The organism is Microvirga splendida, assembly GCF_016427565.1.
In the GTDB taxonomy this organism is placed as follows: Bacteria; Pseudomonadota; Alphaproteobacteria; order Rhizobiales; family Beijerinckiaceae; genus Microvirga; species Microvirga splendida.
This window is the reverse complement of sequence record NZ_JAELXT010000007.1, coordinates 154,100-167,577: the sequence shown is the minus strand read 5'-3', so window position 1 is coordinate 167,577 and position 13,478 is coordinate 154,100. Positions and strand designations below refer to the sequence as shown.

Here is a 13,478-nt window from a genome sequence, read left to right as displayed (position 1 = left end):
GCACGAAGAAATGACCTAGGGCGGATGGACCACGAAACGACCCTGAAGCGCCTCCGAGGGCGGCTGAACCCCGCTGCGAGGTGCGCAGGCGGGCTTGTGTGGGCTGTTCCGCTCGCAGGATGCAGCGGCGTGCAGTCGGCCCTGGATCCGGCCGGGGGCGACGCCTGGGACCTCTATTGGCTCACCATCGTCATGACCGTGGGGGCCACCGTCATCTTCATCTTCGTGACCGCGCTGCTGCTCTACGCGATCTTCGCCCCGCCTGAGAGCCGCGCGTGGCTCGGAACCCGCAGGACCATCGTGTATGGCGGACTGGCCTTTCCCATCGTGACCCTCTCCCTGCTTCTTCCCTACGGCCTCGTGGTCATGCGCAATACCGATGTGCCGCAAGCCGGTGCGCTGCAGATCGAGGCGGTCGGCGAGCAGTACTGGTGGCGCGTGCGCTACCCGGCCGAGGGCGAACAGGGCGAGTTCTCGACCGCAAACGAGCTCGTGGTTCCCATCGGCCGGCCGATCGCAGTGACCGTCACGTCATTCGACGTGATCCACAGCTTCTGGATTCCCAACTTCGGCGGCAAGATCGACATGATCCCGGGGCGGATCAACACCTTCAACTTCACCGCGGATCGGCCCGGCATCTATCGCGGCGTGTGCGCCGAGTTCTGCGGCGCCCAGCATGCCCGCATGGCCTTCGACGTGATGGCGCTCGAACCCGCCGCGTTCGAGGCCTGGCGCAGGGCACAGGCCCAACCCGCCCGGGAGCCGGCGACCCCGTTCCTGGAGCGAGGCCGTCAGCTGTTCCGCAGCGGCGGATGCGGCTCCTGCCACGTGGTGCGGGGCACCGATGCCGACGGCCGGGTCGGTCCCGATCTCACCCATGTGGGCAGCCGGCGGACCATCGGGGCGGGCCAGTTCCCGAACAACATCGGCACGCTGGCCGGCTGGATCGCCAACGTGCAGCACATCAAGCCGGGAGCCAGGATGCCTTCCTACGGTTCGCTCACCGGCGAGGACCTGCGGGCGCTGGCCGGCTACCTGGAGAGCTTGAAATGAACGTCCCCGAGCTCCCGAAATCCTTCGAGCGCCCGGACGCGGAGTTCCCCAACCCGGTGCCTCGTCCCGAGGGCGAGCTCGAGGCGCTCAAGAGGCCATGGAAGGCGCCGCGGGGCTTGAGCTTCATCACGGCGGTGAACAACACCTATGTGGGCCTGTGGTATGTGGGCACGGCCCTCCTGTTCTTCGTCCTGGCCGGAATCCTCGCGCTGATCATGCGCGTCCAGCTCGCGTCGCCGGAAAGCGATTTCGTCAGCCACGATCTCTACAACCAGCTCTTCACCATGCACGGCACGGTGATGATGTTCCTCTTCGCCGTGCCGGCCGTGGAGGCGGCGAGCGTCTATCTGCTGCCCAACATGCAGGCGGCGCGCGACCTGCCGTTCCCGCGCCTGTCGGCCTATGCCTTCTGGGCCTACTTCGTCGGCGGCCTCGTGTTCTTCGGCACGATCTTCTTCGGGCTGGCGCCCAACGGCGGCTGGTTCATGTATCCGCCGCTCACCAGCACCAAATACTCGCCCGCCGAGAACGCCGACTGGTGGCTCCTCGGCATCGGCTTCATCGAGATCTCCGCCATCGCGGGTGCCATCGAGATCATCGTGGGCGTCATGAAGACCCGCGCGGTCGGCATGAGCCTCGACAAGCTGCCGGTCTATTCCTGGGCCATGCTGGTCTTCGCCGTCATGATCGTCATCGGCTTTCCGGCGATCATCCTGGGCACGCTGCTGCTGGAGATGGAGCGCGCCTTCGACTGGCCGTTCTTCATCGCCGAGAGGGGCGGGGACCCGCTGCTGTGGCAGCACCTGTTCTGGTTCTTCGGCCACCCGGAGGTCTACATCATCTTCCTGCCGGCCACCGGCATGGTGTCGATGATCGTGCCGACCATGGCGCAGACGCCGCTGGTGGGCTACCGCCTCGTGGTGCTCGCCCTCATCGCCACGGGCTTCCTCTCCTTCGGCCTGTGGGTGCACCACATGTTCGCCACGGGCCTGCCGAAGATGTCGCTGGGCTTCTTCTCGGCGGCCAGCACGGCCGTGGCGGTGCCGAGCGGCATCCAGGTCTTTGCCTGGATCGCCACTATCGCGTCCGGCCGCATGAAGCTCACGACGCCGTCGCTCTTCATCATCGGCTTCCTGTTCGTCTTCACCCTCGGCGGCCTGACCGGCGTGATGGTCGCCATGGCGCCGTTCGACTGGCAGGCGCATGACAGCTACTTCGTGGTCGCGCACCTGCACTACGTGCTCATCGGCGGCATGGTGTTTCCGCTTTTTGCTGCCATCTACTACTGGGTTCCGGTGGCGAGCAAGCGGGCGCTCTCGGAGCGGCTCGGGCGCTGGGTCTTCGGCCTCATGTTCCTCGGCATGAACGTGACGTTCCTGCCCATGCACATCACCGGCCTGATCGGAATGCCCCGGCGCGTCTACACCTATCCGGTCGGCATGGGATGGGACGAGCTGAACTTGGTGTCCACGATCGGGGCCTTCATGCTGGCGGCGGGCGTTGCGCTCTTCGTGTTCGACATGGCGCGCAACTTCCGTCTTGCGTCGGAGGACAATGCCGGCAACGTCTGGAACGCGGGCACGCTGGAATGGCTGCCGAACGGCAACTATGCCACCCGCAGCATTCCGGCCGTCGTGAGCCGCGAACCCCTGTGGGATCAGCCCAACCTGTCGAAGGACGTCGAGGACGGCCGCTACTACATGCCCGGAACGGTGACCGGCGGGCGCGAAGCACTGGTCACGAGCCCCTTCGACGCCCGGCCCCAGTACATCCTCCAGATCCCGGGACCGGGGTGGCAGCCTCTCCTGGCTGCCGTGTTCACGGCCGCTTTCTTTCTGCTTCTGACGGTGAAGTTCGTCTTCCCCGCGGCGATCTGCGGCGTTCTTGCCCTCGGATGCGTGATCTGGTGGCTGTGGGAAACCGATCCCGGCCCGATCCGCCCGCCTGCCGATATCGGCGGCGGCATCGTGCTTCCGGTCTACGCCACGGGTCCGATGAACCATTCCTGGTGGGCGATGATCGTCCTCATGGTGGTGATGGGCATGGTCTTCACCTGCCTGATCTTCTCCTATCTCTTCCTCTGGCTCGTGAACCCGGGCGCATGGCCGCCGCAGGGCGTTCGGATCCCGGACTGGATCTGGCCCGCTCTCTCGGCATTCCTTTACTGCGCCAGCGTGGCGCTCGTTGCCGTGGCCAGCCGCCAACTGCGCGGCGAGGATCGGCGCAAGCCGCGCTCGGTGCCGATCCTGATCGGCGTCGCGCTCCTGCTCGTGGGCGGCGCGGCGGCCGTGGATCTCTGGGCACAGTGGCAGACGGCCTTGAGCCCGTCGGCCCATGCCTACGGGGCAGCGGTCTATGCCATCATGTCCCTGCAGATCTTCCTTGTCCTGACCACGCTCGTCATGGGCCTCTACACCATCGCCCGCTGGCTCGCCGGCAAGCTCGACACGGTGCGCCGGACGACGTTCGATAACACCATGCTGTTCTGGTACTACACGGCAGGCCAGGGGCTCGTCGCCCTTCTCGTGGTCCATGGCTTCCCGCGCCTGACCGGAGGCGTCTGATGAGCGGAACTCGGACCCTTCAGGTTCTGCTGACGCTCGGCGGCATGCTGGCCTGGGCGGTGCAGTTCACGGTCGTCTATGGAGCGACATCGACCCTGTGCGCCCGCGGCTGGGCGGACGCGACGCTTTTCGGCCTCGGCGTCGTTCCCTTCACCATCCTCACGACCACCCTTGCAGCCCTGGCGGCGGCTGCCATCCTGCTGGTCGTGTGCGTTCGCGCGGAGCGGCAATCGCGGGATCGGCCGGCCTCGGCCACGGACAGATTCCTGAGCCACGCGGGCATGCTGATCAACGGTCTCTCGCTCGTGGCCATCCTCTGGAACGGCGTCCCGGCCTTCATCCTTCCGGCCTGCGCCTAGAGCATCGTGCGAAAAAAGTGGGCCCGGTTTTTCGCTAAACGATGCTCTCACTGATGGAGGAAGCATCGGATTGACCCCAAAAGTGCAAATCCACTTTTGGGTCCGATGCTTCAGGGCCAACTATTGGAAGAATTTCTTCGTTCCGGTGCTGCGCCGATCCGGGAGGCTGCTCCTTTGCGCATGGAACCCGCCCGTTGAGCGGCTCTTATATCTAGGAATTGTTCTCTAACCTTAGCCAAGGGCCCGATGTGATTGGAAATCGTAACGACGAGCGTCGGGTCGGCGCCAAAGCCCGGAACAGGCGGTTCGAGTCCCAGGTCGTGGTGGTCACGGGAGCATCGGCCGGCGTCGGCCGCGCGGTGGCCGTGGCCTTCGGGCGGGAAGGCTGGCGCGTAGCCCTGATCGCCCGCGGCCGCGAGCGGCTCGAAAGCGCCGCCCGTGAGGTGGAGGAGGCGGGCGGCACCGCCCTTGCGATTCCGGCCGACGTTGCCGATGCGGGCGCAATCGACGCCGCGGCCGCGCAGGTGGTCGCCGCCTGGGGACGCATCGACGTCTGGATCAACAACGCCATGGCGTCGGTCTTCGGGCCCGTCACGTCCTTGAGCCCCGACGAGGTGCGCCGGGTCACCGAGGTCACCTATCTCGGACAGGTCCATGGAACGCTGGCGGCCCTGCACCACATGCGCAAGCGGGACGAAGGAACCATCGTGCAGATCGGCTCGGCCCTGAGCTACCGGTCCATTCCGCTGCAATCAGCCTATTGCGCCGCGAAGTTCGCCGTGCGCGGCTTCACGGATTCGCTTCGCAGCGAGCTGCATCATGAGGGCAGCCGCATCAGGATCACGATGCTGCAGCTGCCCGCCGTCGACACTCCGCAATTCGATTGGGTGCGCAGTCATCTGCCGCAGCAATTGCAGCCGGTTCCGCCGATCCACGCGCCGGAGGCCGTGGCCGAGGCCATCGTGCAGGCCGTCCGCACGGCGCCCCGCGAAATGTGGATCGGCAGCCCCACGATCCAGGCGATCCTCGGCACCATGGTGGCTCCGGGTCTCCTCGACCGCATGATGGCGCGCCAGGCCTGGGAAGGCCAGATGACGGGAAGGCCCGCGCAGCCGCGCGACGGCAACCTCTTCGAGCCGCCGCCCGGCGACCCCGGAGCCGACGGACGGTTCGGCTCACGCGCCCGCGAGCGTGTGATGTCGGTCTCCGGCACGACGGCCCGGGGCATCCTGGCGGCCGTCGCACTCGGCTGCGTCGCCGGCGCGGTGACGGCAGCATGGCACCTGGGGGCGAAAGGCAACGAACCGGATCGCCGCCGCCTGTCGGACAGGGAACGCGCCGCCCGCATGGTCAGCTAGATTGGATCGACATGCTTGATTTGTGGTACAAGAACGCCGTCATCTACTGCACCGACGTTGAAACCTTCATGGATTCGAACGGTGACGGCGTCGGCGATTTCGGCGGGCTGACGGACCGGCTCGATCACATCGAAGCGCTCGGCGCAACCTGCATCTGGCTCCTGCCGTTCTATCCGACTCCGAACCGCGACAACGGCTATGACGTGACGGACTTCTATGCCGTCGATCCGCGTCTTGGCACCCTGGGCGACTTCGTGGCCTTCACCCGCGCCGCCCATGATCGGGGATTGCGCGTCATCGTCGATCTCGTGGCCAACCACACCTCCATCGATCATCCATGGTTCCAGGAGGCCCGGCGCGATCCGGACTCGCGCTATCGCGACTGGTATGTCTGGTCGAAGGAGAAGCCGGACAACATCCACGAAGGCGTCATCTTTCCCGGCGTGCAGGATGCGACCTGGACTTACGACGAGGTTGCGCAGGCCTGGTACATGCACCGCTTCTACAAGCACCAGGCCGATCTCAACATTGCAAACCCCCAAGTGCGGGAGGAGCTGGAAAAGATCATGGGCTTCTGGCTGCAGCTCGGGGTCTCCGGGTTCCGGCTCGATGCCGTTCCCTTCCTGATCGAGTACCGGGGCCTGCCGGAGAACGAGCGGCCCAAGGCCGATCCGCATCGCTATCTCACGGAGCTGCGCACGTTCGCCTCCTGGCGCCGGGCGGAGGCGACGCTGCTGGCGGAAGCCAATATCGCCATGGACAAGGTGGACGAATATTTCGGGGCCACGGGCGACCGGCTGCACATGATCTTCAACTTCATGCTGAACCAGCATGCGTTCCTGGCGCTGGCGCGCAACGATGCGGAGCCGATCCGGCGCATCATGGAGAAGACGCCGGCCATTCCCGACAAGTCCCAGTGGGCGAGCTTCCTGCGCAACCACGACGAGCTCGATCTCGGCCGCCTGTCGGATGAAGAGAGAAGCGAGGTCTTCGCAGCCTTCGGCCCCGAGCCCAACATGCAGCTCTATGAGCGCGGCATCCGGCGGCGCCTCGCGCCCATGCTCGACGGAGACGACCGGCGGCTTAAGCTCGCCTTCAGCCTGATGTTCGCCCTGCCGGGAACGCCGGTGCTCTGGTATGGCGACGAGATCGGCATGGGCGAGGATCTTTCCCTGCGGGAGCGCAACTCCGTGCGAACGCCCATGCAATGGGCCGACGAGCCCAATGCAGGCTTCTCGACCGCTCCCGCGGAGTGTCTCGTCCGCCCGGTCGTCGCCGAGGGTCCGTTCGATTTCCGGCGCGTGAACGTCGCGGCGCAGCGCGACCGCGACGGCTCGCTGATGAACGACCTGCAGCGGCTCATTCGCACGCGCCGGGCCTGTCCCGAGATCGGCTGGGGGGAGTGCCGGATCCTGGACACCGGCGAGACGACCGTTCTTGCGCTGCGCTACGACTGGCGCGAGGGAACGGTGCTGGCCTTCCACAACCTTGCCGATCATGCCGTGGAAGTGCAGGTGGATCTCGAAGGCATCGGGCAACTGCGCCCGCTGTTCTGCAACCGCGACGACAGGACCATGCAGGATTCATCCGCTCCGGTGCTGCTGGATCCATACGGGTTCCGCTGGTTCCGGGGCAAGGGCGAGCGCCGGTAACGGCGCGGCCTCTCGTCAATCGCGCAATGCGATGATGAGCCCCTCGTCGGGCCTGAGGCTGATTTTCGTCTCCAGCAGGTCGCCCTCGCGATCCAGGTGGGTCGACAGCAGCACCCGGCCGCTCGTGCCGTCGGGAAGCGGCAGGGAATGCGGCTGGTGCCCCAGGTTCAGCGCGACCAGAAGGCGCTCCGCTCCATGCCGCCGCTCATAGGCCAGGACGCTGCCTTCCGCGGTGAAAGGCTCGTAGGGGCCGACGCTCAGGGGCAGGTGACGCCGCCGCAGCTCGATCAGGCGCCGGTAGAGCATCAGGATGGAGTCCGGATCCTTGGACAGGCCCTCCACGTCGCGCGACCGGAACCCCGGATCGAGCGGCAGCCACGGGCTGCCGTCGGTGAAGCCCCCGTGGGCCGAGCTGTCCCATTGCATGGGAGTCCGCGCGGGGTCGCGGCCGAGGCTCAGGCCCGGCTCGTTCTTCTCCCAGGGATCCTGCACCGCCTCCGGCGGGATCTCGACCTTGCCGATCCCGAGCTCGTCGCCGTAATACATGGTCGGCGTGCCCCTGAGCGTCAGGAGCAGCATGGCGGCCACCCGGGCCTGCGCCGCGCCGACCCGCGCGCCGATCCGCGGCTGATCGTGGTTGCCGAGCACCCAGTTGGGCCATCCGCCTTCGGGAAGGGCGGACTCGTATTCCTTGATGAGGGCTGCAATCTTCTGGGCGTCCCAGGCCGTCTGAATGAGCTGGAAGTTGAAGGGCAGGTGGGCGCCGGACAAATCCTTGCCGTAATAGGTGACGAGGCGCTCCAGCGGCAGGTAGATTTCCCCGATGAGCACCCGCTCCCGGTACTCCTCCAGCACGTCGCGCATCTCGCTCACCACCTCGTGCACCTCGGGCTGGTCGGCGGAGTAGACCTGGAGGAAGCGGTTGATCTCCGGTTGGCCGGGCTGATAGGCGGGGTTGGGCGGGTTGTCGCGGAATTCCGCATCCTTGATCAGGTGCCAGATCACATCGACCCTGAAGCCGTCGACGCCGCGGTCGAGCCAGAACCGCAGGGCGTCGTACATGGCCTTGCGCACGTCCGGATTGCGCCAGTTGAGATCCGGCTGCTCCCTCAGGAAGGCGTGGTAGTAGTACTGGCCCGTGGCCTCGTCCCATTCCCAGGCCGATCCGCCGAAATTGCTGATCCAGTTGTTGGGCGGCCCGCCATTGGGACCGGGGTCGCGCCAGATGTACCAGTCGCGCTTGGAATTGGTGCGCGACGAGCGGCTTTCCTTGAACCAAGGGTGCTGGTCCGAGGTGTGGTTGGGCACGAAGTCGAGGATGAGCTTGAGGCCCTCGGCGTGCGTCTCCTCGACCAGGCGGTCGAAATCCTCCAGCGTGCCGAAGATCGGGTCGACGCCGCAGTAGTCGGCCACGTCGTAGCCGAAATCGGCCATGGGCGAGGGATAGATCGGCGAGATCCAGATCGCATCCACGCCGAGCGATGCCAGATAGTCGAGCCGCCGGCGGATGCCGTTCAGATCGCCGATGCCATCCCCGTTGCTGTCCTGGAAGGAGCGGGGATAGATCTGGTAGACGATGCCGCGTTTCCACCACGTGGTCTCAGGCATGAAGGTCGCTCCGCTGCTGAATCGCGATCACCGGAAGAGGCGTCAGTGGGCGAATTCATCGAATGGCCTTCGGTTCCAGGACGAGGCAATACCGAACGAAAGGACCTATTCCGTCTGACGGAAGCTCTTGGCGGAGGGGGTGGGATTCGAACCCACGGTGGGCTTGCACCCACGGCGGTTTTCAAGACCGCTGCCTTAAACCACTCGGCCACCCCTCCAGATCGCCCGAGGCAGGCTCGGAAGCGAGCCAATGTCTAAGGCTGCGGACCCGAGGTCGTCAACTCGAATAGCATGCTTTTTGGGGTGGCGCAGGGTTCACGCACGGGACAGGCGCCACACCCGCCTGCTTAACTGTATCGCCCGATGAGAACCCAGGGTCGCAGGGCTGGCACGGATGATCACCGGCGACCCTAAGGCCAGGTGACGCCTGAGAGCATAGGACCGACGTAAGAGATTGCGATACCAGGATTTCTCTTCAAATGAGGACGTACTTCACCTCGAAAGCCTCTCAGTCGCGCGGATGGCGAAACTCGCAATCCAGGGCCGTCGAATTCTGCAGCATGTCGAAACTGTTGCCATTAACCATCGGATTGATACTTAGTATCAGAAATGTCAGCTTTGCCATTGACAAGCGCGGCCGTTTAACCTTCCCTTAAGGGCTGAAAAAGCACTTTGGCTTAATGTCCGGGGCCGGCATGGACTGAGCCATGCTATGTGCCGACAACAGGATTAGAGAAGACATGCGTTGCAACCGCGCTGAAGGGCACACGAGGCTGAGGGGAGCGACCCTGTCCCTCAATCAACGAACTCTGCTCCGCGTTGCAGGCGTCACGGCCATCGCCCTGATGGCTGCCAACTGCTCCTCGAACGTCAGGGGCGGGATCGATCCCAAGTATGGCGTTGCTCCGAGCCCGAAGGTGGTCGCCGACGGCCAGCCTGTTCCGAAGGGCGGCGGGCGGGAGATGGTCGGCAAGCCCTACACGGTTGCCGGCCGCACCTACGTTCCCAGTGCCGCCCAGCGGCCGACCGAAGGACTGGCTTCCTGGTATGGGCCGAGCTTCCATGGGCGCATGACGGCCAATGGCGAGGTGTTCGACCGTGCCTCGATCGCAGCTGCCCATACGACGATGCCGCTGCCGAGCTATGCCCGGGTCACGAATCTCCAGAACGGCCATTCGATGATCGTTCGCGTCAACGACCGCGGGCCGTTCCATGGCAACCGGGTAATCGACGTCTCCGAGCGCGCAGCCATGGCTCTCGGCTTCAAGCAGCAGGGGACCGCCCGGGTGAGGGTGGAGTATGTGGGCCGCGCCTCCACCAACGGAAGCGACGACCGTATCCTGATGGCGAGCCTCCGGACGGACGGCCAGCCCGCCAGCCTCACCAACACGGCTCCGACCATGATTGCACAGGCCGATCCGCAGCCGAGTGCCCCGCGCCAGGCGATTGCCCTGCGCAGCTACCAGCCTGCCGGCCAGACTTATCAGGCTTCTGCGCCGGCCTCCCAGCCTGCGGCGATGCCGCGGGCCGTGGCCGACAATGTGCCGCTTCCTCCCGAGCGTCCCTTCGACCTCGGCACGATTCCCGGTGCGGCAAGCCCGGTGGCGAGAATCAGCTCGTTTGATCCGGGCAAGGCGCCGGCCTCTCGCCCGGTCGTCGCCAGCCTCTACGAGACACCTGCGAGCACGGATTCGTCCGGGTTCCAGAGGAGCGGCTCAGCCGTTGCTCCCGCGGCGCAGAGGTTCGTGCTCCGCTAAGGCGCCTTTCAAGCTGTGTGCTTCCGCGTACACTCCAGCGTGACCGAATGTTGATTTGCTGTTGACGCGCCACAGATTCGGGTCTCCTAGGGGAAGAGCCCGGAGATTGCCAGCTATGCGTCAGCGTCAAGCCGCCCGAATTCTTGCGGCCCTTGCTTTTTTGGCCAGTGCTTTATTCCTTGCGCCTGCAGGGACGCAGGAGGCGCGAGCCCAGGAGTTTCAGACTACGGCCCCCACGGCCATTCTGATGGATGCCGGCAGCCACGCGGTTCTCTTCGAGAAGAACGCGGATGAGCCAACGGCACCGGCCAGCATGGCGAAGGTCATGACGGCAGAGGTCGTCTTCAACGAGATCAAGAACGGCCGCCTGAATTTCGACAGCGAGTTCACGATCTCGGAGAACGCCTGGCGGAAGGGTGGAGGCGGCTCGGGCGGCTCTTCCATGTTCGCCAAGGTGAACACCTCCGTCCGTCTTGAGGACCTGCTGCGCGGCCTGATCGTGCAGTCGGGCAACGATGCCGCCATTGCCCTTGCGGAAGGCATTGCCGGCACCGAGGAAAACTTCGCTCGCATGATGAACGAGCGGGCCAAGCAGATCGGCCTCACCCAGTCCACCTTCGCCAATTCGACGGGCTATGGACATCCCGACCAGAAGGTGACGGTCCGTGACCTTGCCAAGCTCGCCCTGCACATGATCGAGACCTACCCGGATCTTTACAAGATTTTCGGCGAGCGCGAATTCACCTGGAACAAGATCCGCCAGCAGAACCGCAACCCACTCCTGTTCGCCGATATCGGCGCGGACGGGTTGAAGACCGGCAACATCGACGAATCCGGCTACGGGCTCATCGGCTCCGCCGTGCAGAACGACCAGCGCCTGATCGTGGTCGTGAACGGCCTGAAGACGGCCAGGGACCGGGCAAACGAGTCCAGGAAGCTCCTGGACTGGGGCTTCCGGGCTTTCGAGTCCCAGCAGCTCTTTGCAGAGGGGCAGGTCGTCGGCGAGGCCCAGGTTTTCGGTGGGAACATGCGGTCGCTGCCACTTGTGGCGAAGAAGCCTGTTCGTGTACTTGTGCCCCGTGGCGACGGTGAGCGGGTGACCGCGCGCATCGTCTATACCGGCCCTCTAAAGGCTCCCATCCAGAAGGGGGCCGAGGTGGCCCGGCTTCAGGTCAACCGGGGTGACATGCAGGCTCTCGATATCCCGCTCTACGCCAATGAGGATGTCCAGCAGGGCACGCTGAGCCAGCGGGCCTTCGACGGCCTGCTGGAGTTCAGCACCGGCTGGGTCCGCCGCGCCTTCACGAGCCTCGTCGAAAGCATTTGATGGCAGGCTGCTTCATCACCTTCGAAGGCGGGGAGGGCGCCGGCAAGTCGACCCAGATCGAGAGGCTCAAGCGGCGGCTGGAGGCATTGGACCAGCCGGTCCTCGTGACCCGGGAACCGGGCGGGTCCACTCGTGCGGAGGAGATCCGTGCGTTCATCCTGGGCGGGCACGCGAAGCATCTCGGGCCCTTTGCGGAGGCCCTTCTCTTCGCCGCTGCCCGTATCGACCATCTGGACAAGACGATCGTGCCGGCCCTCGAGCGCGGCACCCACGTTCTCTGCGACCGGTTCGCGGATTCGACCAGGGCTTACCAGGGCTCCGCCGGGAACATCGACAAGGCGCTCATCGACCAGCTCGAGCGGGTGACGCTGCGGGGTTCCAAGCCCGACCTGACCTTCATCCTCGACCTGCCGGCTGAAACCGGCCTTGCCAGAGCCCGTGAACGCCAGGCCGGCAGGGGAGAAAGTGCGGACCGGTTCGAAGGGGAGGCGGCCTCCTTCCATCACTCCCTGCGTCGGGCATTCCTCTCCATTGCCCGCGACGAGCCGAAACGGTGCGTGGTCATCAACGCCGACCAGGAGCCCGACGAGGTCGAGGCCGCGATATGGGCTTCGTTGCGCGAAAGGCTGCCCCAGCTCGCCCAGAGCCGCGCACCGGACGAAGCCTTGAGGCCGCTCGATGTCGCGTGACGCTCAGGACGTGATCGAACCGGACGGGTTCGAGGGAGCGCCTCATCCGCGGGAGCAGTTCGCTTTCTTCGGCCACCGGGAGGGCGAGGACGCCTTTCTGGAGGGGCTCCGGAGCGGCCGCCTGCATCATGCCTGGCTGATCGGCGGGGCGCAGGGCATCGGCAAGGCGACCCTGGCCTACCGGGTTGCCCGTGCCGTCCTCGATCCTCGAACAGCAGGCGACCGGTCCCTGTCCAGCCTGGACGTGCCGGAGGATTCCCAGGTCGCTCGCCAGGTCGCGGCCCTGTCCCACCCTAATCTGGCCGTGCTGAGGCGGTCCCCGCCCACGGACAAGAAGGCGGCCTCGACGACCATTCCCGTGGATGCGGTGCGCCGGGCGCTCACCATGTTCGGCTCCACGGCCGCCAATGGGGGCTACCGGGTCTGCATCGTTGACAGCGCCGAGGATCTCACCATCTCGAGCGCCAATGCCCTGCTGAAAGTGATCGAGGAGCCGCCGCCGCGCTCGCTGTTCCTCATCGTGAGCCATGCGCCCCAGCGGGTCCTCCCGACCATCCGCTCCCGGTGCCGGCGCCTGCTGCTGCGGCCTCTGGAAGACCAGGAGATCCGGGCGGCCATTGCCTCGCTCGGCTCCCCCTGGTCCGACACGCCTGGAGATGTGCTCGACCAGGCTCTCCGATACGGCGAAGGTTCGGTCCGCCGAACGCTCGAACTGCTGGATGCCGAAAAGGTCGCCTTCATCGATCAGGTCACGAAGCTGCTGAACGGCTTGCCACGGACCGACACGAAGCAGGTTCTCGCCCTGGCCGAGGCCTTGGCGCGGCGGGATGCGGACGACACATACGAACTGGCTCTCGAGACGGTGCAGCGCTGGGTTTCCGAGCGGCTTCACGAACGGGCAGGGCTCGGCGCCTCCCGCCTTGCACCTTTGGTGGAGGTGTGTGAGAAGATCGGCCGTTCGGCGCGCGAGATCGACGTGTTCAACCTCGACCGCCGGCCCTTCATCCTGACGATGTTCGACGATCTTGCCGACGCTGTTCGGCGAGCGGCCTGAAGCCTCCGCCGTCCGCAGGAGCCGAAGGGTTCTAGAAGTTCAGGATCAGGGATTCGA

General features: G+C 65.6%; 10 protein-coding genes and 1 tRNA gene. 9 read left to right on the top strand and 2 right to left on the bottom strand.

The annotated features are described in order from the left end of the window. Nucleotides 1-129 precede the first annotated feature (129 nt). The 5 genes from coxB (at nucleotide 130) to JAO75_RS09825 (ending at nucleotide 6,986) form a co-directional block, all read left to right on the top strand. Nucleotides 130-1,053 (top strand): cytochrome c oxidase subunit II, encoded by a 924-nt coding sequence (gene coxB, locus JAO75_RS09845; RefSeq protein ID WP_343234585.1) that lies wholly within the window; start codon nucleotides 130-132, stop codon nucleotides 1,051-1,053. Continuing rightward, the gene (locus JAO75_RS09840; protein ID WP_199048717.1) at nucleotides 1,050-3,617 is read left to right on the top strand and encodes a cbb3-type cytochrome c oxidase subunit I; all 2,568 of its coding nucleotides are present in this window, start codon (nucleotides 1,050-1,052) and stop codon (nucleotides 3,615-3,617) included. Before coxB ends, JAO75_RS09840 begins: the two co-directional genes overlap by 4 nt. Next, nucleotides 3,617-3,976, top strand: a complete 360-nt coding sequence (locus JAO75_RS09835) for a hypothetical protein (RefSeq protein ID WP_199048715.1) — start codon at nucleotides 3,617-3,619, stop codon at nucleotides 3,974-3,976. Before JAO75_RS09840 ends, JAO75_RS09835 begins: the two co-directional genes overlap by 1 nt. A gap of 248 nt (nucleotides 3,977-4,224) precedes the next feature. After that, a complete protein-coding gene (locus JAO75_RS09830) occupies nucleotides 4,225-5,334 on the top strand; it encodes an SDR family oxidoreductase (protein ID WP_343234583.1) in 1,110 nt (369 codons plus the stop codon). An 11-nt stretch (nucleotides 5,335-5,345) separates the two neighbouring features. Next, entirely contained in the window at nucleotides 5,346-6,986 is a 1,641-nt protein-coding gene (locus tag JAO75_RS09825; protein WP_199048713.1) for an alpha-amylase family protein, read from the top strand. 15 nt (nucleotides 6,987-7,001) lie between these two features. Here JAO75_RS09825 and JAO75_RS09820 read toward each other — a convergent pair whose 3' ends face one another. Together JAO75_RS09820 and JAO75_RS09815 are read right to left on the bottom strand one after the other, a co-directional pair. Further along, nucleotides 7,002-8,594 carry an alpha-amylase family glycosyl hydrolase gene (locus JAO75_RS09820; RefSeq protein ID WP_199048711.1) on the bottom strand — a complete coding sequence of 531 codons (1,593 nt, stop codon included), beginning with the start codon at nucleotides 8,592-8,594 and terminating at the stop codon, nucleotides 7,002-7,004. 128 nt (nucleotides 8,595-8,722) lie between these two features. Continuing rightward, a tRNA-Ser gene (locus tag JAO75_RS09815) sits at nucleotides 8,723-8,812 on the bottom strand. Nucleotides 8,813-9,334: 522 nt separating this feature from the next. Here JAO75_RS09815 and JAO75_RS09810 point away from each other — a divergent pair. From JAO75_RS09810 to JAO75_RS09795, 4 genes are all read left to right on the top strand, one after another. Next, complete coding sequence (locus tag JAO75_RS09810; protein WP_199048709.1) at nucleotides 9,335-10,351, top strand: septal ring lytic transglycosylase RlpA family protein; 1,017 nt, start codon at nucleotides 9,335-9,337, stop codon at nucleotides 10,349-10,351. Between the two features lie 115 nt (nucleotides 10,352-10,466). After that, entirely contained in the window at nucleotides 10,467-11,678 is a 1,212-nt protein-coding gene (locus JAO75_RS09805; RefSeq protein WP_199048707.1) for a D-alanyl-D-alanine carboxypeptidase family protein, read from the top strand. Continuing rightward, a complete protein-coding gene (gene tmk / locus JAO75_RS09800) occupies nucleotides 11,678-12,367 on the top strand; it encodes a dTMP kinase (RefSeq protein WP_199048705.1) in 690 nt (229 codons plus the stop codon). Before JAO75_RS09805 ends, tmk begins: the two co-directional genes overlap by 1 nt. Next, entirely contained in the window at nucleotides 12,357-13,421 is a 1,065-nt protein-coding gene (locus tag JAO75_RS09795; protein ID WP_199048703.1) for a DNA polymerase III subunit delta', read from the top strand. Before tmk ends, JAO75_RS09795 begins: the two co-directional genes overlap by 11 nt. Nucleotides 13,422-13,478: the final 57 nt, after the last annotated feature.

Coding starts and splice junctions, on each gene's coding strand:
- JAO75_RS09825 (WP_199048713.1), top strand. CDS start 5,346: ATGCTTGATTTGTGGTACAAGAACGCCGTCATCTACTGCACCGACGTT.
- JAO75_RS09820 (WP_199048711.1), bottom strand. CDS start 8,594: ATGCCTGAGACCACGTGGTGGAAACGCGGCATCGTCTACCAGATCTAT.
- JAO75_RS09810 (WP_199048709.1), top strand. CDS start 9,335: ATGCGTTGCAACCGCGCTGAAGGGCACACGAGGCTGAGGGGAGCGACC.
- tmk (WP_199048705.1), top strand. CDS start 11,678: ATGGCAGGCTGCTTCATCACCTTCGAAGGCGGGGAGGGCGCCGGCAAG.
- JAO75_RS09805 (WP_199048707.1), top strand. CDS start 10,467: ATGCGTCAGCGTCAAGCCGCCCGAATTCTTGCGGCCCTTGCTTTTTTG.
- JAO75_RS09840 (WP_199048717.1), top strand. CDS start 1,050: ATGAACGTCCCCGAGCTCCCGAAATCCTTCGAGCGCCCGGACGCGGAG.
- JAO75_RS09795 (WP_199048703.1), top strand. CDS start 12,357: ATGTCGCGTGACGCTCAGGACGTGATCGAACCGGACGGGTTCGAGGGA.
- JAO75_RS09835 (WP_199048715.1), top strand. CDS start 3,617: ATGAGCGGAACTCGGACCCTTCAGGTTCTGCTGACGCTCGGCGGCATG.